General features: G+C 64.4%; 14 protein-coding genes. 9 read left to right on the top strand and 5 right to left on the bottom strand.

All coding sequences use genetic code 11. From position 1 onward, the window contains the following. Positions 1-6: 6 nt before the first annotated feature. The gene (locus V6B15_RS02530; RefSeq protein ID WP_334199904.1) at positions 7-984 is read right to left on the bottom strand and encodes an NAD(P)H-dependent flavin oxidoreductase; all 978 of its coding nucleotides are present in this window, start codon (positions 982-984) and stop codon (positions 7-9) included. A 60-nt stretch (positions 985-1044) separates the two neighbouring features. Next, positions 1045-1635 carry a flavin reductase family protein gene (locus V6B15_RS02525; protein ID WP_334199903.1) on the bottom strand — a complete coding sequence of 197 codons (591 nt, stop codon included), beginning with the start codon at positions 1633-1635 and terminating at the stop codon, positions 1045-1047. Positions 1636-1833: 198 nt separating this feature from the next. On the opposite strand from V6B15_RS02525, the gene V6B15_RS02520 reads away from it, so the two are divergent. Then, entirely contained in the window at positions 1834-2565 is a 732-nt protein-coding gene (locus V6B15_RS02520) for a 3'(2'),5'-bisphosphate nucleotidase CysQ (protein WP_320181874.1), read from the top strand. A 23-nt stretch (positions 2566-2588) separates the two neighbouring features. Here V6B15_RS02520 and V6B15_RS02515 read toward each other — a convergent pair whose 3' ends face one another. Beyond that, complete coding sequence (locus V6B15_RS02515; RefSeq protein ID WP_334199902.1) at positions 2589-3482, bottom strand: HpcH/HpaI aldolase/citrate lyase family protein; 894 nt, start codon at positions 3480-3482, stop codon at positions 2589-2591. A 255-nt stretch (positions 3483-3737) separates the two neighbouring features. On the opposite strand from V6B15_RS02515, the gene V6B15_RS02510 reads away from it, so the two are divergent. The 4 genes from V6B15_RS02510 to V6B15_RS02495 all read left to right on the top strand — a co-directional run bounded on the left by V6B15_RS02510 (position 3738) and on the right by V6B15_RS02495 (position 8861). Continuing rightward, a complete protein-coding gene (locus V6B15_RS02510) occupies positions 3738-5237 on the top strand; it encodes an MFS transporter (protein ID WP_334199901.1) in 1500 nt (499 codons plus the stop codon). Positions 5238-5262: 25 nt separating this feature from the next. Continuing rightward, a complete protein-coding gene (locus tag V6B15_RS02505; RefSeq protein WP_334199900.1) occupies positions 5263-6474 on the top strand; it encodes an acyl-CoA dehydrogenase family protein in 1212 nt (403 codons plus the stop codon). 18 nt (positions 6475-6492) lie between these two features. Further along, positions 6493-7563: an acyl-CoA dehydrogenase family protein gene (locus tag V6B15_RS02500; protein WP_334199899.1), complete on the top strand. Its 1071-nt coding sequence runs from the start codon at positions 6493-6495 to the stop codon at positions 7561-7563. Between the two features lie 77 nt (positions 7564-7640). Continuing rightward, the gene (locus V6B15_RS02495; RefSeq protein ID WP_334199898.1) at positions 7641-8861 is read left to right on the top strand and encodes an MFS transporter; all 1221 of its coding nucleotides are present in this window, start codon (positions 7641-7643) and stop codon (positions 8859-8861) included. On the opposite strand, the gene V6B15_RS02490 is transcribed toward V6B15_RS02495, so the two are convergent. Together V6B15_RS02490 and V6B15_RS02485 are read right to left on the bottom strand one after the other, a co-directional pair. After that, positions 8853-10079, bottom strand: a complete 1227-nt coding sequence (locus V6B15_RS02490; RefSeq protein WP_334199897.1) for a TetR/AcrR family transcriptional regulator — start codon at positions 10077-10079, stop codon at positions 8853-8855. The two genes, V6B15_RS02495 and V6B15_RS02490, sit on opposite strands and share 9 nt — an antisense overlap. Next, positions 10076-11812 carry a class I adenylate-forming enzyme family protein gene (locus tag V6B15_RS02485; RefSeq protein ID WP_334199896.1) on the bottom strand — a complete coding sequence of 579 codons (1737 nt, stop codon included), beginning with the start codon at positions 11810-11812 and terminating at the stop codon, positions 10076-10078. The genes V6B15_RS02490 and V6B15_RS02485 overlap by 4 nt, the downstream gene beginning before the upstream one ends. Positions 11813-11991: 179 nt before the next feature. Here V6B15_RS02485 and V6B15_RS02480 point away from each other — a divergent pair, with 179 nt between their 5' ends. The 4 genes from V6B15_RS02480 (at position 11992) to V6B15_RS02465 (ending at position 21463) form a co-directional block, all read left to right on the top strand. Further along, entirely contained in the window at positions 11992-13227 is a 1236-nt protein-coding gene (locus V6B15_RS02480) for a serine hydrolase domain-containing protein (RefSeq protein ID WP_334199895.1), read from the top strand. A gap of 10 nt (positions 13228-13237) precedes the next feature. Continuing rightward, a complete protein-coding gene (locus V6B15_RS02475; protein ID WP_334199894.1) occupies positions 13238-15274 on the top strand; it encodes a 3-hydroxyacyl-CoA dehydrogenase NAD-binding domain-containing protein in 2037 nt (678 codons plus the stop codon). 162 nt (positions 15275-15436) lie between these two features. Beyond that, positions 15437-18214 (top strand): TonB-dependent receptor, encoded by a 2778-nt coding sequence (locus V6B15_RS02470; protein WP_334199893.1) that lies wholly within the window; start codon positions 15437-15439, stop codon positions 18212-18214. Between the two features lie 276 nt (positions 18215-18490). Continuing rightward, positions 18491-21463 carry a TonB-dependent receptor domain-containing protein gene (locus tag V6B15_RS02465; RefSeq protein ID WP_334199892.1) on the top strand — a complete coding sequence of 991 codons (2973 nt, stop codon included), beginning with the start codon at positions 18491-18493 and terminating at the stop codon, positions 21461-21463. Positions 21464-21480: the final 17 nt, after the last annotated feature.

The raw sequence follows: 21480 nt of genomic DNA, 5'->3' as shown, positions 1-21480 counted from the left end.
CCCTCCTCAGCGATCCAGGAAACCGGTAAGACGCTGGCGGATAATCGCGTCGGCCTCGGCCATGATTCCGTCGATCAGTTCCTTGCAGGTCGGGATGTCGTTGATGAGCCCGGCCACCATGCCGCACGACCACGCGCCGGCATCCATGTCGCCTTCGGTCATGATCCGCGGATAGACGCCCGCGACTTCCTCGATGATGTCCTCGAACTTGAGGTCGGCGCCCAGCTTGCGTTCCTTTTCCAGCAGGCGTTCGACGGCGTCATTGGTCATGACGCGTTCGGTATTGCGCAGCGGGCGCATCACCAGCCGCGTGTCGAGTTCGCTCGCCGCGACGATCGCCTTCTTCACATTCTCGTGCACCGGCGCTTCCTGGGTGGCGATGAAGCGCGTGCCCATGTTCATGCCTTCCGCGCCCATCGCGAGGCTGGCGACGAGGCTGCGCGCATCGGCCATGCCGCCGCTGGCGACGAAGGGGATGTCAAGTTCATCCGCCGCGCGCGGCAGCAGGATCATGTTGGGAATATCGTCTTCGCCCGGATGCCCGCCGCATTCGAAGCCGTCGACGCTGACCGCATCGCAGCCGATCGACTGCGCCTTGAGGCTGTGCCGCACGCTGGTGCACTTGTGGATCACCTTGACCCCGGCTTCCTTGAAGAAGGGCAGCACCTGCGCGGGATTGTTGCCCGCGGTTTCGACCGCCTTCACCCCGCCGTCGATGATCGCCTTGACCAGGCCGGGATAATCGGGCGCGTTGACCGTGGGCAGGAAGGTCAGGTTCACGCCGAAGGGCTTGTCGGTCATGTCCTTGCAGCGCGCGATTTCGTTGGCGAGCTTTTCGGGAGTGCCAAGCGTCAGCCCGGTGATGATGCCCAGCCCGCCCGCATTCGAGACCGCGGCGGCCATTTCTGCAAAACCGACATAGTGCATGCCGCCCTGGATGATCGGATGCTCGATACCGAACATTTCGGTGATGCGGGTTTTCATGTGCTGTGCCTCTTCCCTTGGTTGCTTTTCGCAACGGGTATCGGCGCAGGCGCGCAGAGTCTAGCGCTTCGCCAAGGCTTCGAGCGCGGCCAGCAATTGGACACCGCTCGCCGTAAGGGAAAGTTCCTCGCCGCTGCGCTCGGCCAGGCCCTCGCGCTCGAGGTCGTCACCGGTGGGCGCGCGCATGACGCGGCCATAACGCCCGCCGTGATAGATCAGCGGCTCGACCTCGCGGCGGTCGAAATCGACCACTTCGCCGAGGAAGATCGCATGGTCGCCGCCTTCATATTCGAACCGCGCGGTGCAGCCGAAGCGGGCGGCATAGCCATCCAGTTGCGGCGCGCCCTCGGGCCCGTCGGGGCAATCGATCCCGGCAAACTTGTCCTCGCCGGGGCGGGCGAAGAGGTCGGACATGGGTTGCTGGTCGGCAGCCAACACATGGACCGCCCAGCCTGAAGCATCGCGAAACACCGGCAACGTGCCCGAGCGCAGCGACAGGCTCCACAGCACCATCGGGGGATCGAGGCTCACCGAGTTGAAGCTGTTCGCGGTCAGCCCGAACGGGCGCCCCTCTGCATCGCGTGCGGTCACGATGGTGACGCCGGTGACAAAGCTGCCGAGCGCATCGCGGAATGCCTGAGGATCGAACATGCCCGACCCAGCTAGTCCCGCCCCGCGGTTTGGGCAAGCATCGGCACGCGTCATTGCGCAGACTTTTGTCGCTCGGGAACGCATCCCTGCAGCGTTGCTGTCGGCCGATTTCGCAAGTGCAACATATCGGGGCTTCGCAAGGCTGCCCGTCTCTGCCATGTCGGGCGCCAGATTTTTGGACCTGGGGAATTTACCACGATGACCGACGCCGAACTCGCCGCCCACCTCGCCAACGTGGCGGGCAAGATCCTGATCGAGGTACGCGAGAGCGGGATGTTCGCGGGCAAGGCGCTGGGCAAGGCCGGCGACGAGACCGCCAATCAGTTCCTCGTCCATGCGCTGCGCGAACAGCGGCCCGAGGACGGCTTGCTGAGCGAGGAAAGCAAGGACACCGACGAACGCCTGTCGAAAGAGCGCGTCTGGATCGTCGACCCGGTCGATGGCACGCGCGAATATGGCGAGGCGCGGACCGACTGGGCGGTGCATGTCGCGCTATGCGTGAACGGCAAGCCCGAAATCGGCGCGGTCGCGCTGCCCGGTCTCGACGTGGTCCTGCGCACCGATGCGCCGGTCAAGGTGCCCGCAGCGGCGGAAACGCCGCGCATGGTCGTCAGCCGCACGCGCCCCGCTGCCGAAGCGGTCGCGGTGTCGGAAGCGATCGGCGCTGAGCTGGTCGGCATGGGTTCGGCGGGCGCGAAGTCGATGGCAGTGGTGCGCGGCGAAGCGGAAATCTACCTCCACACTGGCGGCCAGTACGAATGGGACAGCGCTGCCCCGGCCGCAGTTGCGCTCGCGCACGGCCTGCACGCCAGCCGCATCGACGGCAGCCCGCTGGTCTACAACAATGCCGACACCTACATGCCCGACCTGCTGATCTGCCGCCCCGAATGGGCCGAGCGGGTGCTGGAAGAGGTCGGCAAGCTCGGCTGAACGATTGCCGACCTGCCGGGGTGTCAGTCCTCGACCTGCGCCAGCAGCTGGCGGGCGCGCGACAGATGCGGACGGTCGAGCATGCCGCCCTTCCAGCCGATGGTCCCCGCTGACGGATCGGCTTCGAACAGTTCGACGATCTCGCGCGCTTCGGCGATCTCCTCCTCGCTCGGGGTGAAGGCCTCGTTGATCACCGGCACCTGCGCTGGGTGGATCGCGAGCATCCCGCGATAGCCCTGGCGGCGCACCTCGATCGCGCGCTTGCGCAGCGCCTCGAGGTCGCGGAAATTGGTGTCGATGGTTTCGACCGGGACCACTTCGGCCGCCGCCGCGCCCAGCAGGCACAGACTGCGCGCCAGCTTGTAGGTGAAGGCGAAATCGCCGTCGAAATCCTTGTTGCTCTGCGCACCGAGCGAATCGGCGAGGTCTTCCGCGCCCCAGGTCATTGCGGCAAGCCGCGGCGCACCGCCGTAATCGCCGGTGGTGAACATGGCGGCGGCGGTTTCGGTGACCAGCGCGATCACCGGGGTCGATCCGGGCGCGATGCCGTTTTCCACCTCGAGCGCGGTCATCTGCCGGTCGAGTTCCTCGACATCGCCGCGCCCGCGCGATTTGGGCAGCATGATCCCGCCGGGCCGCGCTGGCATGATCGCGGCAAGATCATCCGCCGTCCATTCGCCGTCGAGCGGGTTGATCCGCACCCACAACCGCGCACGCTCTTCCGCGCTCTTGCCGGCGAGGAATTCCGCGATCGCGGCGCGCGCGCTGGCCTTGCCGCTCTCGACCACCGCGTCCTCGAGGTCGAACAGGACGATGTCGGCGTCGCCCTCGGCGGCCTTGGTCATTTTTTTCACGCTGTCGCCCGGGGCGAACAGCCAGCTGCGCATGCGGATTTGCGGTGGGGATGCTTCGGTCATGCGCGTGCTTGAGGCGAAACCCGCCCGCTGCGTCAAGCGCAAAGCGCCGTGCCGTAGCGTCCATGCGGTAGTGCTTGCCCCCTTTCGGTTGTCCGGTATGGTGCGACCACCCGGAGAGCGCGCGATTCCCACAGATTGGCGAACGCGCGGGGTGTGGAGAGGAGAGCAAGAGGTGCGGCACCAGCCCCGCCACAAGGATTGCGTTTATACGGCGCATTTTCCGAATATCGGGTATCCTGCATCGGGTCCGCGGCAGTGAACCGCGCCGATCCCGTAGCCGCGCCTGCCGTGCCGCGCCTCTCGGCGGTGACCCGCCTGGCCTATGGCACGGGGGCGATGGCCAACGGGGTCAAGAGCGCGGCCTTCTCCAGCTATCTGATGCTCTATTTCAACCAGGTGATCGGCGTGCCCGCGGGGATCGTCGGCACCGCGCTCGCCTGCACGCTGCTGGTCGATGCGATCGTCGATCCCTTCCTCGGCCGCTGGGCGGATGTCACGCGGACGCGCTGGGGCCGCCGCCACCCGTTCATGTATGCCGCGATCGTGCCCACCGTCCTGCTGTTCTATTGCGCCTGGTTTCCGCCCGACGGGATGAGCCACATGCAGCTGGGCCTGTGGATTTTCGCCTTTGCTGCGGGGACGCGCGCCGCGATCAGCGCGTTCGAGATCAATTCCTCCGCCATGGCCCCCGAATTGAGCACCGATTATGCCGAGCGGACGCGGCTGTTTTCGCTGCGTTACTGGTTCGGCTATTCGGGCGCCTATGGCTTCACCGCCTTTTCGCTCGCCTTCATCTTCGTCGAGAGCGAGGCTTTCCCGCGCGGTCAGCTCAATCCCGCAAGCTACGAGAATTTTGCGCTGCTGGGCGCCGTGCTGATCTTCCTCGCGATGACGCTCAGCACGCTGGGAACGCACAACCGCGTTCCCTATCTGCGGCAGGCCGAAGACAGCGCGCCCATGCCCGCCAGCCAGCACTTGCGCGAAATGTTCGCGGCATTCCGCAACCGGGCGTTCCTGATCATCTTCGGTTTCGGCGTCCTCAAATACACCGCGGTCGGCCTCTACAGCGCGATGAACCTCTATTGGGGGACCTATCTGTTCAAGCTCAACGCAGGACAATTGGCGCTGCTGACGCTCGACAGCTTTCTGGCAGCGACCATTGCCGCCCCGCTGGCGCCCTGGTTCTCGAGGCGGATGGGCAAGCGCAACTCCAGCATCATCTTCGCCATCACCGGCATCACCATCGGCCTGTCACCGCTGTACCTGTCCTATTTCGACCTGTTCTGGGTGCCCGGCGACGCGCTGCTGGTGCCCGTCCTGTTCACCATCGGGGCGATCTATATGGCGATGATCGCGATCAGCCTGATCAACACCAGCGCCATGCTGGCCGATGTGGTCGAGGACAGCGCGATCGAAACCGGCAAGCACACCGCGGGCACGTTCTTCGCCGCATCCAGCTTCATGCAGCAATGTTCCACCGCGCTCGGCCTGTTCTTTGCCGGCTGGCTGCTGGCAGCGGCCGCCTTTCCCGAGCGCGCCGACCCGGCGACGATTGCCGAAGGGCTGGTGGACAGGCTGCTTGTCCTTTACATTCCCACAATCCTTTGCCTGTGGATTGTCGGCGCGCTGATCCTGCTGTTCTATCCGATCAGCCGCGCCCGCCACGAGCGCAATGTCGAAATCCTGCGCGCCCGCGAAGCCGAAGCGCGCGACCAGGTGCAAAGCAATACCCCGCTGGGCGGCCCTGCCCGGTAGGATGACCCAAGAAAAGGAGAGGCCCATGGCAACCCAGCTAGAACCCGATGTCCACGCCGACGAGGAGGCGTTTCGCACCGAAGTGCAGCAATTCCTCGCCGCCCATTTCACCGACGAACTCAAGGGCAGCGCCAATGCGCTGGCCGGGGTCGACGGACCGACCGATGAAACGCCTGCGCAGACCAAATGGCGCGAAGCGGTGGGCGAACGCGGCTGGGGCACCCCGACCTGGCCCAAGGAATATGGCGGCGGCGGCCTGACCAAGGCGCAGGCGAAGATCGTCGACCAGGAATTCGCCAAGGCCGGCGCCTACAACCCGATCGGCGGCATGGGCGTGATGATGTTCGGTCCGACGCTGCTCGAATATGGCAGCGAGAAGCAGAAGCAGGAGCATATCCCGCCGATCTGCCGCGGCGAGATCCGCTGGTGCCAGGGCTATAGCGAACCTAATGCCGGGTCCGACCTCGCCAATCTGCAGACCTTCGCCGAAGACAAGGGCGACCACTATATCGTCAATGGCCAGAAGACCTGGACCAGTGGCGGCCAGTGGGCGGACAAGTGCTTTGCCATCGTCCGCACCGACAAGAGCGACAAGCACCGCGGCATCAGCTTCATGCTGATCGACATGGATGCTCCCGGCGTCGAAGTCCGCCCGATCACCATGATCAGCGGCACCAGTCCGTTCTGCGAGACCTTCTTCACCGATGTTAAGGTGCCGAAGGAAAACCTCGTCGGCGAGGAAGGCCAGGGCTGGACCATCGGCAAGCGCCTGCTCCAGCACGAGCGGACCAATATTTCGGGCGGCGGACGCCTTGCCAGCATGATGGGCCAGAGCCTTGGCGACATCGCCAAGAAATACGGCGAAACCGACGCCCGGGGCGAACTGGCCGACAAGGTCCTGCGCGACCGGATCGCCGATTTCGAAATCCGCTGGAACAGCTTCCTGCTCACCGCGCGCCGCGCGGTCGAGGAAAGCAAGGCGCAGGGCGGCGTGTCCGAAATCAGCTCGGTGCTCAAGAAGCTCGGCACCAAGCTGAGCCAGGAACGCAGCGAGTTGCTGATCGAGATCCGCGGCCTGCAGGGGCTCGGCTGGGAAGGCGACGAATTCACCAAGGGTGAACTCGAAGCCGTGCGCGGCTGGCTCTTCGGCAAGGCCACCACGATCTACGGCGGCTCGACCGAAATCCAGAACAACATCATCGCCAAGCGTGTGCTCGGCATGCTCGATCACCAGTAAGAGAGGGGAGCACAGACAATGGCAGTTCTCAACGAAGAACAGGAAATGCTGCGCGACATGGCGCGCGACTGGGCGACCAATGAAAGCCCCGTGGCCGAATTTCGCAAGGTCCGTGCGGCCGGCGAACCGCAGGCCTACAATACCGACGCCTATGCCACGATGGCGGAAATGGGCTGGGCCGGGGTGATCATCCCCGAAGCGCAGGGCGGCTCCGATTTCGGCTTCATGTCGGCAGGTCTCGTGGTCGAGGAACTGGGCAAGACGCTGACCGCCAGCCCGCTGGTCGCAACGACGATCGCCGCGAGCGCGATCATCCTCGGCGGAAGCGACGAACAGAAGGCAAAATGGCTGCCCAAGCTCGCCAGCGGCGAAACCGTGGCGACGCTCGCGGTCGACGAAGGTGCGCATCACGATCCCTCCGCGATCGAAGCCAGCGTGTCGGGCGGCAAGCTGTCGGGCAAGAAGGCCTTCGTCCACGAAGCGCATGGCGCGGACCTGTTCGTGGTCGCGGCCAAGGACGGGCTCTACCTGGTCGAAAAGGGTGACGGCGTTTCGCTGACCACGCGCAAGCTGACCGACCAGCGCAGCCATGCCGATGTCGCGTTTGACGGCGCCGCGGCGGACAAGCTCGAAGGCGGCGGCGACACGCTGCTCGACGATGTGCTCGACCGGGCGCGCGTGCTGGCGGCTGCCGAAATGCTCGGCATGGCGCAGCAGGTGTTCGACACCACGCTCGATTATCTGAAGCAGCGCGTGCAGTTCAACCAGGTGCTCGCCACCTTCCAGTCGCTCCAGCACCGCATGGCCGATCTGTTCGCCGATCTCGCGCAGATGCGCTCGGCGGTGGAAGCAGGCCTGCAGGCGGTCGATGGCGGCTTTGGTGTGGCCCGCGCGGCCACGGTCGCCAAGGCCGAAGCCAATCGCGTGCTGCACGTGATCAGCAACCAGGGCATCCAGCTGCATGGCGGCATTGGCATGACCGATGAATACGACATCGGTTTCTACGTCAAACGCGCGCGCGTGCTCGAGGCGAGCTGGGGTTCGACGAGCTATCTCAAGGACCGGTTCGCCAAGCTGGGTAGCTATTGAGCAAGACCTTCGCCCCTTCAGGCGAAACAACGGAGGCGCTCCCGGACGTGGATGTCTGGGGGCGCCATCGTGCTTTCATGGAGGACAACCTCCGGCGCAATTACGCGACCAATCTGACGCATGGCGTGTTCGGGATGACCGGCTTCCGCCTGATCTATGCGCCCACGATCATTCCCGCCTATCTCTATTTGCTGACCGGCAGCGCCGCGGCGGTCGGCCTCGGCACCGCGCTGCTGCAATTGGGCGGTACGGTGTCGCCGATCCTGTCGGGTGCCAAGGTCGAAAGCCGCAAGCGCATTCTGCCCTATGCGATCACCGTCGGTTCGATGATGCGCGTCATGGTGCTGGTGCTCGCTATCGCCGCGTGGATGCTCGAAGGCACCGCACTGCTGGTCGTCACGCTCGCCGCGTTCCTCCTGCTGGGCTTCTTCAGCGGTGCGCAGCGGGTGGCGTTCCAGATGCTGATGGCCAAGCTCATCCCGCTCGACCGGCGTGGGCGGTTGCAGGGAATCCGCAACATGGCCGGCGGGCTGATCGCCGCCGGGCTCGCATGGGTCGCGGGGCATTATTTCATCGAACAGAAATGGCTCGGCAATGGCTATGCCACGACCTTCCTGCTGGCCTTCATCCTGACCTCGATCGGTCTCGTCGTGCTCCGGCTGGGCATTCGCGAACCCGATGCGCCGCGGCTGCGCCCGCTACTGCCATGGCGCGAGCGAATCGGGCAGTTCGGCGAACTGCTCCAGCACCGCGATTTCCGCGCCTTCCTCGTCGCGCACGGGCTGGCGGCGATCGCCCGGGTCGGGCTGCCGTTCTGGACGCTGTATGTGGGGGACCGGCTGGGGCTCGACGGGGCGCTGATCGGTTCGCTCAGCCTCGCCTTCCTTGCCGCCGATACCCTATCCAACCTAGTCTGGGGCGCGCTGGGCGACCGGGTCGGCTTCCGCGCGGTCTATCTTGGCGCGCTCACCTGCAGCATCGCGGGCATGACGCTGATGGTGTTCGGTGATGGCTGGCTGCTCTACGCCAGCTTCGCTGCGCTGGGGTTCGGCTTTTCCGGCTGGATGATGGCCGCGGTGACGCTGGTGCTCGAGTTCGGCGAGCATGAGGATATTCCGATGCGATTGGCGCTGACCACCACGGTCGAGGGCGGGGTGTCCTCGATCGGGCCGGTGCTCGTCGGGCTAAGCATCGCGGCGCTTGGCTATGCGCCCTTGATCGTCGCGGCCTTCGCCTCGCTGATCGCCAGCCTCGCGCTGATGATCTGGCGCGTGCGCGAACCGCGCAGCCTAGCGTGACGGCGCCAGCATTCCCGCGGACATGACCGACAGATAGGTCGCGATCGCCTGTTCGGGCCGCTCGAACCGCGCCGCCCAGTGCCGCGCCTCATACGCCGAATTGACCGTCGACATCATCACCTGCCCCGCAATCAACGGATCGATCGCGCGCACCGAACCGTCGGCAATACCGTCGATCAGCATCCCCGCAAACCGCCGTGCCAGCCGGTTCGAGCGGGTGACCACATCGACCTTTTGCCCGGCATCGAGTGCCTGCAGCGCGGTGGTGCGCAATAGCGGGGTGCGGTCGAAGAACTGCACATCGACCAGCTCGGCCAGCACGCTGGTCAGGCGGGTCCAGTAATCGGCCTCGATCGCCTGTCCCGCCATCTGCACCGACGACATGCGGTCATAGCTCTGCTGGAAGCAGGCGAGCACGAGGTCGTCCTTGGCCTCGTGGTGGTGGTAGAAACTGCCCTTGGTGACATTGAGGCTTTCGGCGATGCGATTGACCGAGGCGCCGCGATAGCCGCGCTCGTTGATGGTCACTGTCGCCGCGCGCAGGAACGCCTCGTTCTGGTTGGTCTCGTCACCTTCGGGGGTGCGCCAGTTGCCCACCAGCGGCTGCGGCGCGAAGGTCCCCTGCTGCGCGGGCAGGCCGTTGGCGAGCACATCGAACAGACGTTCCTCGATGCGCGGAAAGTCGAGCACCGAATAGCGCAGCGACCACACCGGCCACCACATCACCGCCTCGAGCAGGATATGCGCGCGCGCCGAGAACACCGCACGCTCGTCGCTATCCTGCCATTCGCCGAAGAAACGGCGCACCAGATCGACCACGCGCAGGTAGTGCGCCATCAGCGGATCCTGCACTTCGGGATCGAGCGTGCGGATTTCGGACAGCGCGACGGTCAACCCGCGCTCGCCCGCGCGGATCCGCTTCCGCAGCGCGACATGCGCGCCGATCAGATGGCGCAATCGCGCCGCCGGATCGGGCTGCGCCAGCGCCTCGCTCGCCATCTCCTCCATCAGCGACAGCGTCTGGTCGTAGACGGCGACGACCAGCTGTTCCTTGCGCGGGAAATAATAGGTCACGCTGGTGGCGTTGAGACCGATCGCACGCGCGACTTCGGCCAACGTGGTCGCCTGCACGCCCACCTCGTTGATCAGCACTGCGGCGGCATGGACAATCGCCTCACGCTTTTCGCCGAACTTGCGGGTCGCTGCGGGGCGGCTCATGCGAAGAACGTCCCCAGATCCTTCTTGAGGATCTTGCCATTGGCATTGCGCGGCAGCGTGTCTTCGACGAACACCACGCGCACGGGCACCTTGAACTTGGCCAGCCGCGCCGCGACCCATTCGCGCAACTCGTCTTCGGTGGCGGCCATTCCGGGGGCGAGGTGGACGACGGCCGCCGGTTCTTCACCCAGAGTGGGATGCGCCAGTCCGATCAGCGCCGCGTCGGTCACCGCCGGGTGGTCGTAGAGCACGTTCTCGATTTCCGACGAATAGATGTTCTCGCCGCCGCGGATGATCATGTCCTTGGCCCGGTCGACGATATAGCACCAGCCTTCCTCGTCGAGCTTGGCGAGGTCGCCCGTGCGGACCCAGCCGTCGACGAAGGTTTCCGCGGTCGCCTCGGGGCGGTTCCAATAGCCCTTCACCACCATCGGCCCGCGCGCCCACAGCTCGCCAACCTCGCCCACGGGAAGCTCGGTCTCGCCGTCGTCGCCCACGATCTTGAGATCGGCCACCCCCACCGGGGGGCCGCAGCTGTCGGGCCGATTGAGATAATCCTCGGAGGAATGGCCGGTCACCGTCGCCATGGTTTCGGTCATGCCCCAGCCATTGCCGGGCAGCGCGCCGAAGACCTCGTGGATCTTGCGCACCAGCTCGGGCGCGGCGGGCGCCCCGCCATAGGCAATCGCCTCCAGGCTGGAGAGATCGTAATTCGCGCGCTCGGGATGTTCGAGCAATTGCCAGGCGATGGTCGGCACACCGCCGGTCAGATTGACCTGCTCGCGCTCGATCAGCTGGAAGGCTTTCACCGGGTCCCATTTGTGCATGAACACCATCGTATGACCCGCCGCGACATAGCCCATCAGCCCCGCCGAACAGGCAGTGACGTGGAACAGCGGGATGACGGTCAGGCCGACCTTCTGCACCGGTGCAGGCAGTTCCTCACCGCGCCGCAAGGCGGCCATCGCGCCATTGTAGCCGCTCGACAGGATATTGGTGCACAGATTGCGATGCGTGCCCAATGCGCCCTTGGGCTCTCCGGTGGTCCCGCTGGTGTAGAAGATCGTCGCCTCGTCCTCGGGCTCGATTTCGACTTCGGGCAGTTCGGCTTGCGGGAGCGAGGCGTAATCATGCGGCGTGCCGAGGACATCCTCGAGCCGCTCCGCCCCATCGGGCGCGGCGTGGCCGCGCGCGACCAGCACGGTTGCCAGATCGGGCAATTCGGCCCGGTGCGGTGCTATCCGGTCCCAGCGCTCGGCATCGCACACCAGCAGCTTGGCCCCCGAATTGGCCAGGCCGAAGGCAAGCTCGGGTCCGGTCCACCAGGCATTGAGCGGCACGCAGATCGCCCCGATCGTCGTCGCGGCGAAGAAGGCCACCGGCCATTCGGGCAGATTGCGCATCGCCAGCGCGACACGGTCGCCCTTCTCCACCCCGCGGGCGCGCAATTCGCCTGCCAGATGCGCAACCGCGCGGAACCACGCGTCATAGGTGACCCGCTCGTCCTCGTAGATCGCGAACAGGCGCTCGCCATGCGCGCGGCCCACCATGGCGACCTGCCGGAGGTTGGCCGGCGCGTTCTTCCATACCCTTGTGGGGACACCGCGGATATCGACCGTATCCATTTCGAACCGGGCACCCGGAGCGGTGAGGTAGTCGTGGCATTCGGCCCTGGTCCTTGCCGGCCAGTCGGCCGACGGCACGAACCCGATCGCGCGCGCGAGATCGCTCATTGCACTCCCCCTCGATTCTCGCCTCCACGGGCGACTCTTTTCTCTTTCGCATCGGTCTAACCCCGCTTGCCCCTGCCACGCAAGCCGCCTTCGAAGTTAAGGTATGAGGGTGGCAAGAACAGATGAATTCGCTATTCGTGCAAAACCGAAGCATAGGTATGCGCGGAGAGGAGAGCAGGATGTTCGATCTGGCAGATGCCGGGGCGCTGGGTTTCGACGCCGACAGGCTGGGCCGAATCGCGCCCTTCCTGACCAAGACCTATATCGACAATGGTCGCTTGCCCAATGCGCAGCTGCTGGTCGCGCGCGACGGACAGCCGGTGCATTACACCAGGCTTGGCGTGATGGGCGACGACCAGCGCGAACTGCGCGACGATGCGCTGTTCCGCATCGCCAGCATGACCAAGCCGGTCACCTCCATCGCCTTCATGCAACTGGTCGAACAGGGCCTCGTCGCGCTCGAGGAACCGGTCACCAAGGTGTTTCCCGAATTCGCCGACCTCGCGGTCTATGCCGGCGGCGGCGGGTCGATCCCCTTTGCGCCCGGCACGCCCACGCATGCCATGCGCTTCGTCGACCTGCTGACGCATATGTCGGGCTTCACCTACGGATTGCAGAACCGCAACAATATCGATGCGGTCTATCGCGAGCATAATTTCGACTTCGCCCGCGACCATCTCGACAGCGACGGTTTCATCGCGAAACTGGCCAAGCTCCCGCTCGAATTCGCCCCCGGCGAAGGGTGGAATTATTCGGTATCGACCGATGTCCTCGGCATCGCGGTCGAACGGATCAGCGGCATGCGGCTAGGCGACTATTTCGCCAAGCACATCTTCGGCCCGCTGGGCATGACAGATACGCATTTCGGTGTCGCCGAGGGGCAGAGCGAGCGACTGGTCGATGCCTATGCCTATCGCCCCGGGCAGGCGCCGAAGATGATCAATGCCGGTGCGACCAGCAAGCTCAACCGGGCGGGCACGTTCGACAGCGGCGGCGGCGGGCTGATCAGCACCATTGCCGATTACCACCGCTTTGCGACCATGCTGCTCAATGGCGGCGAGTTGGACGGCGCGCGTATCATCAGCCCCAAGACCCTGCGGCTGATGCGGACCAACCATCTGCCGGACAATGCCGACCTCACCGAAATGTCGAGCAGCCTGTTTTCCGAAGCCAACAATGCCGGCACCGGGTTCGGCCTTGGCTTTGCGATGGTGATCGATCCGGCGAAGACGCTGATGCCGTCCAGCCTGGGCGAATTCTACTGGGGCGGCGCACATTCGACTGCCTTCTTCGTCGATCCGGTCGAACGCATCACCATGGTCTTCATGACGCAGGTCTACCCCTCGTCGACCTATCCCATCCGGCGGCAGCTCAAGACGCTGATCTATTCCGCCCTCACCCAAACCCACGCCTGAGGAGAACCCCATGACCTCCCCCATCCGCACCGAACGCCATGACAACGTGCTGGTCGTCATTTCCGACAATCCGCCGGTTAATGCGCTGGGCCAGGCCGTCCGCGCCGGACTGAAAGACGCGATCGAGGAAGCGCTGTCGGACGACGCCGTCGAAGCGGTGGTGATCCGCTGCGACGGGCAGACCTTCTTTGCTGGCGCCGACATCACCGAATTCGGCAAGCCGCCGGTCGGGCCCAATCTGCCCGAAACACTCGACGCGATGGAAGCCAGCGACAAGCCGGTGGTCGCGGCGATCCACGGCACTGCACTGGGGGGCGGCTGCGAAGTGGCGCTGGCCTGTCACTACCGTGTCGCCGTACCCAGCGCGAAGCTCGGCCTGCCCGAAGTCAAGCTCGGCCTGATCCCCGGCGCCGCAGGCACCCAGCGCCTACCCCGGCTGGTCGGCGCCGAAGCGGCGCTGCCGCTGGTCGTGGGCGGCAATCCGATCCCGGCCAAGAAAGCCGAAGCGATCGGGCTGGTGGATGCGCTCGTCGGCGCGGACAGCCTCGAAGCCGATGCGATCGCGTTCGCAAGGTCGAAGATAGGCCAGCCGGTCCCGCGTTCGTCGGAAGGCAAGGTCAATGAAGACGGCGTGCGCGATCCCGACCTGTTCGACCGCTTCCGCGCATCGCAGGCGCGCAAGATCCGCGGCTTCGATGCGCCCAATGCGGCGATCGCGGCGGTCAAGGCGGCGGGCGAACTGTCCTATGAGGACGGCGTGAAGAAAGAGCGCGAGCTGTTCATGGAGCTTATGACCGGCACGCAAAGCGCCGCCATGCGCCATTATTTCTTCGCCGAACGCGCGGCGAACAAGATCGACGACGTGCCCAAGGATACCCCGCTGATCCCGATCAAGAAGGTCGGCGTTATTGGTGCGGGCACGATGGGCGGCGGGATCACGATGAATTTCCTGTCCGCCGGCATCCCGGTAACCATACTCGAGATGGCGCAGGACGCGCTCGACCGCGGTACCGGCGTGATGCGCAAGAATTACGAAAACACCGCCAAGAAGGGCCGCATGACCGGCGAGCAGGTCGAACAGGCGATGGGCCTGCTGACCCCGACGCTGTCCTATGACGACCTCGCAGATTGCGACCTGGTGATCGAAGCGGTGTTCGAGAACATGGAGGTCAAGAAAGAGGTCTTCGGCAAGCTCGACAGCGTGGTGAAGCAGGGCGCGATCCTGGCGTCGAACACCAGCTATCTCGATGTCGATGAAATCGCCACCGCGACCCAGCGGCCGGGCTATGTGGTCGGCCTGCATTTCTTCTCGCCCGCGAACATCATGAAGCTGCTCGAGGTCGTGCGCGGCAAGGAAACCCGGCACGATGTGCTCGCCACGGTGATGAAGCTGGCCAAGAAGATCGGCAAGGTCGCCGCGGTGTCGGGCGTGTGCCCGGGCTTCATCGGCAATCGCATGCTGTCGAAACGGCAGGAACAGGCCAATGCGCTGATCATGGAAGGCGCCAATTACTGGGACGTCGATGACGTCCTGCTCGATTTCGGCTTTCCCATGGGACCGTTCCAGATGGGCGATCTCGCGGGGATCGACATCGGCTGGCACCGCGACCCGAGCAAGGTCACCACGATCCGCGAGGCGCTGTGCGCGGCGGGCCGTTTCGGGCAGAAGAACGGCAAGGGCTTTTACGATTACGACGAGGCGCGCAACCGCGCCCCGTCGGACGAGGTCAAGCAAATCATCGCCGATTTCGCCGCGCGCGAAGGCAAGCAGCAACGCGACATCTCGAAGGACGAAATCCGCGAGCGGCTGCTCTATCCGATGGTCAACGAGGGCGCGAAGATCCTCGAAGAAGGCATGGCGCAGCGCGCCAGCGATATCGATGTCGTGTGGATCAATGGCTATGGCTGGCCGCTCTATACCGGCGGACCGATGTTCTGGGCGCAGACGATCGGCCTGGACACGGTGGTGGCAGGGCTGGAGCGCTATGACCTGCCGGTCAGCGCCCATCTGCGGTCGGCCGCGGGAGGCAGCGGAAAGTTCGCCTGATTAACCAGGAATCTGCGACAATTTAGAAACGCCGGTATGCAAATCCGTCGAACGGGCAAGTCGTTCGTCCGCTGCGCCTTGACAGCGCGCGGATGGCGGGTTTGAAATGTAAAAAAATATAAATGGGCGCGGCAGGGGCCGGGTCCGGTGAGAGGAGAAAATATGAGACAGTTCGGTTTACGCCACCAATGCGCCTTCGGCGCGCTCGCCTGCGCACTGGCCCTCACCCCGGCCATTGCCCAGGCGCAGGATACGACGACCGCAAGTTCCGAAGAAGCGGACCTAATCGACAATGCCGATATCGATAGCGGCAATGTCATCATCGTCCGCGCCCAGGGCCGCGACCAGGCGCTGTCCGATGTCCCGGTGGCGGTCTCCGCGGTATCCGGCGAAATGCTCGAAAAATCGGGCGTCTCCGACATTCGCGACCTCAACCAGGTGGCCCCGTCGCTGCTGGTCTCCTCGACCGGTAACGAAGCCAATGGCTCCGCGCGTATTCGTGGCATTGGTACGGTCGGCGACAACCCCGGCCTGGAAAGCTCGGTCGCGGTCTTCGTCGACGGTGTTTATCGCTCGCGCTCGGGTAACGCGTTGTCCGAACTCGGTCCGCTCGACCGGGTCGAAATCCTCCGCGGCCCGCAGGGCACGCTGGGCGGCCGCAACTCCTCGGCCGGCCTGATCAACATCTACACCGCCCCGCCCGAGTTCGAATTCTCGGGCTACGGTGCCTTCACCTATGGCAATTACGACGCGATCAAGGTCGAGGGCGGGATCAACGCACCGCTCGGCGATACGGTCGCGGCGCGGATCGACGGCGTCTATTTCGAGCGCGACGGTTTCTACAACGATGTCGTCAACGATGTGCGGATCAACGACCGCGACCGCTATCTGGTGCGCGGCCAGCTGCTGTTCGAACCGACCAGCGATCTTAGCATCCGCCTCGTCGCCGACTATTCGAAGAAGGACGAGGCCTGCTGCGCCGCGACCTTCGTCCAGCCCGAATTCGCGCCGCTCGCGCGCGTATCGCCCGGGCTCGATTCCTTCGCGCGTCCCAATGGCGGGCCCGCACTGACCAGCACCGACAATCCGATCGTCCCGATCCTGCTGGGTCTGGGCCAGGATCCGCGCGCGCTGACGCAGTCGACGTTCAACCGCGATATCTACGTCACGCCGGGCCGGACCTATCAGGGCGAAACCAAGGACTGGGGTATTTCGGGTGAGGTCAACTGGGACTTCGGCGACGTCACGCTGACTTCGATCACCGGCTATCGCCAATATTCGAACACGCAGGCGTCGGACACCGACTACACGCAGGTCGACCTGCTCTATCGTGCGCCCGGACCCGATGCCGGCGCACGTGAATTCAAGACCTTCACGCAGGAACTGCGCCTCAACGGCACGGCCTTCAACGACACGCTCGATTGGCTCGTCGGCGCCTATTACGCCAATGAGAAGCTGGAAACGCGCGACAATCTGCGCTTCGGCAATGATTACGGTACCTTCGCCAATTGCCGTATCGTGCTGGCGATCAATCCGGCGCTGGCCAATCCGTCGGCAGACAATTGTTTGGGCGCCAATGTCGCTGCACTGACGGGTGCCAATGGCGGCGCTGGCGCGTTCGGTGCGGCGACGCCGCTGATCATCGCGGGAATGAACAATCTCGCGCAGGTCCGCGACATCGGCAGCACGGGCGACCGGTACAACCAGACAAGCGAGAACTTCGCTGTCTTCACGCATAATATCGTGCATGTCACCGACACGGTCGATCTGACGCTTGGCCTTCGTTACACCAACGAAACCAAGGATTTCCGCGCTGCATTCAGCAATGACAACGTGTTCTGCCCGCAAAGCCGTGCGATCCTCAACCCGTTGCTCGTACCTTCGGTCGATACCGACGGTGACGGTGTGGCCGACCTTGCTCCGCTTGGCGGGCTCGCAGGCGGCCTGATCTCGCTGTCCTGCCAGGGCAATTCGACCGCCGAGCTGGACGGGGTGACGCTGGCCGATACACGTGACGAAGACGAGTTCACCGGCACGGCCATCCTCAGCTGGAAGCCCGATCCCGACTGGTTGGTCTATGGCTCCTTCTCGAAGGGCTACAAGGCCGGCGGCTTCAACCTCGATCGGTCGGCGCTCGCCGTGCCGGTGGCTTTCGATGCCGCCACACTCAACCCGACCGCGCTGCAGTTCGACGCCGAAACCGTCGATGCCTTCGAAGTGGGCGTGAAATATGCCGCCCGCGACTGGGGCTTCAGCATTGCCGGGTTCCGCCAGGAGTTCTCGAACTTCCAGCTGAACACGTTCAACGGTTCGGTCTTCCTGGTGCAGAACATCAATGGCTGCGACAGCGACCTTGGCGGGGCCGACCGCGATGCGGATGGCACCACCGGCGCCTGCGCCGCGGACAACGTTGCCCCGGGCGTCATCGCCCAGGGTTTCGAGTTCGAGGCTTCGCTCAGCCCGATCCGCGACCTGACCATGACGATGGGCGTCACCTATGCGGACACCAGCTACGAGGACAATCTCGTGGGCCAGGACAATGGGTCGCCGCTCGATCCCGCGCTGCGGCTGCTTCCGGGCGACAATCTGTCGAACGCCCCCGAAGTGACCGCCACCGCGTCGCTGAGCTGGACCCCGCCGATCGGCAATTCGGGTCTCTCGGGCCTGTTCTTCATCAATGCCCGCACGACCGACGATTACAACACCGGGTCGGACCTGCTGCATGGCAAGGAACAGGATGCCTATACGATCGTGAACGGCCGTATCGGGATCACCGGGCCGGACCGTCGCTGGGGTCTCGAGCTGTGGGCGAACAATCTGTTCGACGTCGACTACACCCAGGTCGCGTTCAACACACCGTTCGTGGCACCGCAGCAGACCTACTCGGCCTTCCTCGCCGAACCGCGGACCTACGGGATCACGGTGCGCGCCGGCTTCTAAACCGCGTTCATCACGACAAGAAGGGGCCCGGCATCACGCGATGCCGGGCCCCTTTTGCGTGGATGCCGCCTAAGAGTCTGACGAGGCTGGAAAACAATGGATTTTCCGGTTTCCGCTACGGCACCGATATCATTGAGCAATTTCGAAAAAGCGGTACGAGCGCGCGCGACAGATTTCCTAATATTTACCCCTATCCCTTGACATAAAGGCAAAGAGGGCATTGAATTTCGATTGGAAGGTACGCGGACAAAAGACGTACCCCCGAGGGAGAGACCAATGACCAGATTCACTTTACGCCACAGTTGCGCGCTCGGCGCACTTGCGATTTCGGCTCTGTCGGCGGGCCCTGCCCTCGCCCAGGCGGAGGTCGAAACCGCCGGAGCGGCGAACCAGAACGACAACCGCATCATCGTTACCGGCTCCTATATCCGCGGCACGCCCGAGGATGCGGCGCTGCCCGTGGATGTCTTTACCGCCGACGATCTGGCAGAGCAGGGCGTCGACAGCCCGCTCGAATTCATCAAGGAACTACCCTCGGTCGGCGCCTCGCTGGGCGACACCAACCAGTTCTCCACCGACGCGCAGGGCTTCCAGGGCGTCGGTTCGCTCAATTTGCGCGGCCTCGGCCCGCAGCGCACGCTGGTGCTGCTCAATGGCAAGCGGACGATCCTGACGCCGGGCGCCGGGTTCGTCGATACGCAGCTGATGCCGTTGTTCGCGCTCGAACGGATCGAACTGCTCAAGGACGGTGCCGGGTCGACCTATGGTTCGGATGCGATCGCCGGCGTGGCGAACTTCATCACCCGCTCGACCTTCACCGGCTTCGAACTGCAGGGCGATTACAATTTCATCGACGGTTCGGACAACAATTACAGCCTCAGCGCGCTGGCCGGCTTCGAGTTCGCCGATTCCGCGAATTTCGTGATTGGCGCAGGCTGGCAGCACCGCAGCGAATTGGGCTCGATCGAGCGCGACTTCGCCAATGTCGGGTACGAGACCAATCCCTCGGCCTACTCGGCGCTGGCTACACCAGGGCTGTTCGCGGTCAGCTATTTCGATACCGGCACCGGCGCGGTGAACACGCAGGTCCGGCCCGACGTCGGGTGTGAAGACCTCGGCGGGACGGTCGACATCGGTCGCTGCTATTTCACCTATGTCCCGTTCGACAATATTACCGAGGACGAGGACCGCTATCAGGTCTTCGGCGAACTCACGATCGACCTCAGCGATACGATCCGTTTCCAGGCCGACGCGCTTTATTCACGCAGCGAGCTTACCTCGCTCAACTATTCGCCGGCATTCCCGCCGACGCAGGGGCCGCGCGGGTCGGGCTTCGTCAGCGCGTTCACGACCTCGCCCGCGAACCCGGGCGTGGCGGCCTTCCTCGATCAGGTCGGCCTGCCGCAGAGCTCGCCTACGGCCCCGATCGTCGCCGTCACCAACGTGCTCTATCGCCCGTTCGGCTTTCTCGGCAATCCGCTCGACCCGGATCGCGGTGCCGGCACCGGCGGTGCGGTCAACGATGCCTTCCGCTTCAGCGGCGGCTTCGAATTCGCGCTCAGCGATACGCTCACCTTGAACGTGGATGGCACGTTCTGGGAATCGGATCGTGAAGCCTATGCGCCCGGCATCATCGGCTCACGCCTGCAGGCCGCGCTGAACGGCTTCGGCGGCCCCGATTGTACCGGGACCACAGCGGGCGAGAATGGCTGCCTGTGGTTCAATCCCTTTGCCAATGCCGGCCCCGGCAACGGGACGTTCAACATCGACAATCCGTTCTACGTCCCGGGTAACGAGAACAGCCAGGAGCTGGTCGGCTGGCTGCAGGTACCCAACGGCACCCGCGAACAGGAATCGCAATTCGTGTTCGACATGGTCCTCGCGGGCGAAACCGGAATCCAGCTGGGCGGCGGTCCGCTGGCGTTCGCCGTCGGCACCCAGTTCCGCGATACGCGCTATTCCAGCGATCCGATCATCCCGGAATCGAATCTCGACATCAATCCGTGCTTCGTCGAGGGCGATCAGAGCTGTGTCGGCACCACCACCGAAGGGGTGGGTCCGTTCATCTTCCTCGGCGGTTCGCGCCCGGTGAAGCTCAAGCAGGACGTCTATGCGTTCTTCGCCGAAGTGAACGCACCGATTACCGACCGGCTCGAGCTGTCGGCGGCAATCCGTTTCGAGGATTACGGCAGCCCGATCGGATCGACGATCAATCCGAAGGGTTCGGCGCGCTTCGAAGTGACCGACTGGCTGACCCTGCGCGGTTCGGTAGGCACCACCTTCCGCGGCCCGCTGGCATCGAACGTGTCGCCCAACTTCGTCACCGCGCTCGAAGGTTTCACGGCGGCAGGCGGCAATTACAAGTCGAAGGACATCTACGGCAATCCGACCGATCTCGATCCCGAAACCGCCTTCACCTACAACATCGGCGCAATCTTCTCGGCGCCGGTCGGCGGCGGCGATCTGACCCTCTCGGTCGACTACTGGTCGATCGATCTAAAAGACCGCATCACGATCACGCCGGGCAATGCGATCGCGAGCTACGTCGGCAATTTCCAGACCACTGGTCAGGAAGAGGTCGACTGTTCGAGCCCGCTGGTCAATCTGGTTACCTTCTCTAACAATCAGTGTATCCAGGGCACCACGCTGGGGATCGACATCAGCCGCGTGCGGACCGATTTCGTCAATGGTCCGGACGTCAAGATCGCCGGTCTCGATTTCGCCTTCGACGCCGAATTCCCGCTGGGCGACAATGCCGAGCTGGGCTTCGGCGCCAATGCGGTGTGGAATCTCGATTACAGCTTCGACGATTTCATCGTGCAGGATGTCAACGTCCAGCCGGCCTATGATGCGGTCGGTTTCGGCAATTACTTCCGCGATCCGAACACGGTGCCGGAATGGCGTGCGAATGCCTTCGTCCGGCTTGGTTTCGGCGATTTCAATGCGCGATATTCGGTCCAGCATATCGACGGCGTGACCGACGATCGCTGTCTCACCCGCGATCCCTGCTTCAGCACGGCTGGCGGTGTGGGGACCAACTTCGGTGTCGAGAGCGGCTCGTACACGCAGCACGATTTCTCGGTCACCTACGACCTCCAGCTTGCAGGTGCGGATGTGCAGATGCAGGCGTCGGTCGACAACTTCACCGATGCCGAGCCGGCCGAGGCGCAGCTGCCGCTGGGCTACAACCCGTTCATCGGCAATGCCATCGGCCGCAACTATCGTCTTGGTATCCGGACCCGATTCTAGACGGCTCCGGCACCACC

The organism is Qipengyuania sp. Mu-71, from assembly GCF_036867055.1.
In the GTDB taxonomy this organism is placed as follows: Bacteria; Pseudomonadota; Alphaproteobacteria; order Sphingomonadales; family Sphingomonadaceae; genus Qipengyuania; species Qipengyuania profunda.
Note: the sequence above shows the minus strand (reverse complement) of the source record. Positions and strands in the feature narration are given on the sequence as shown.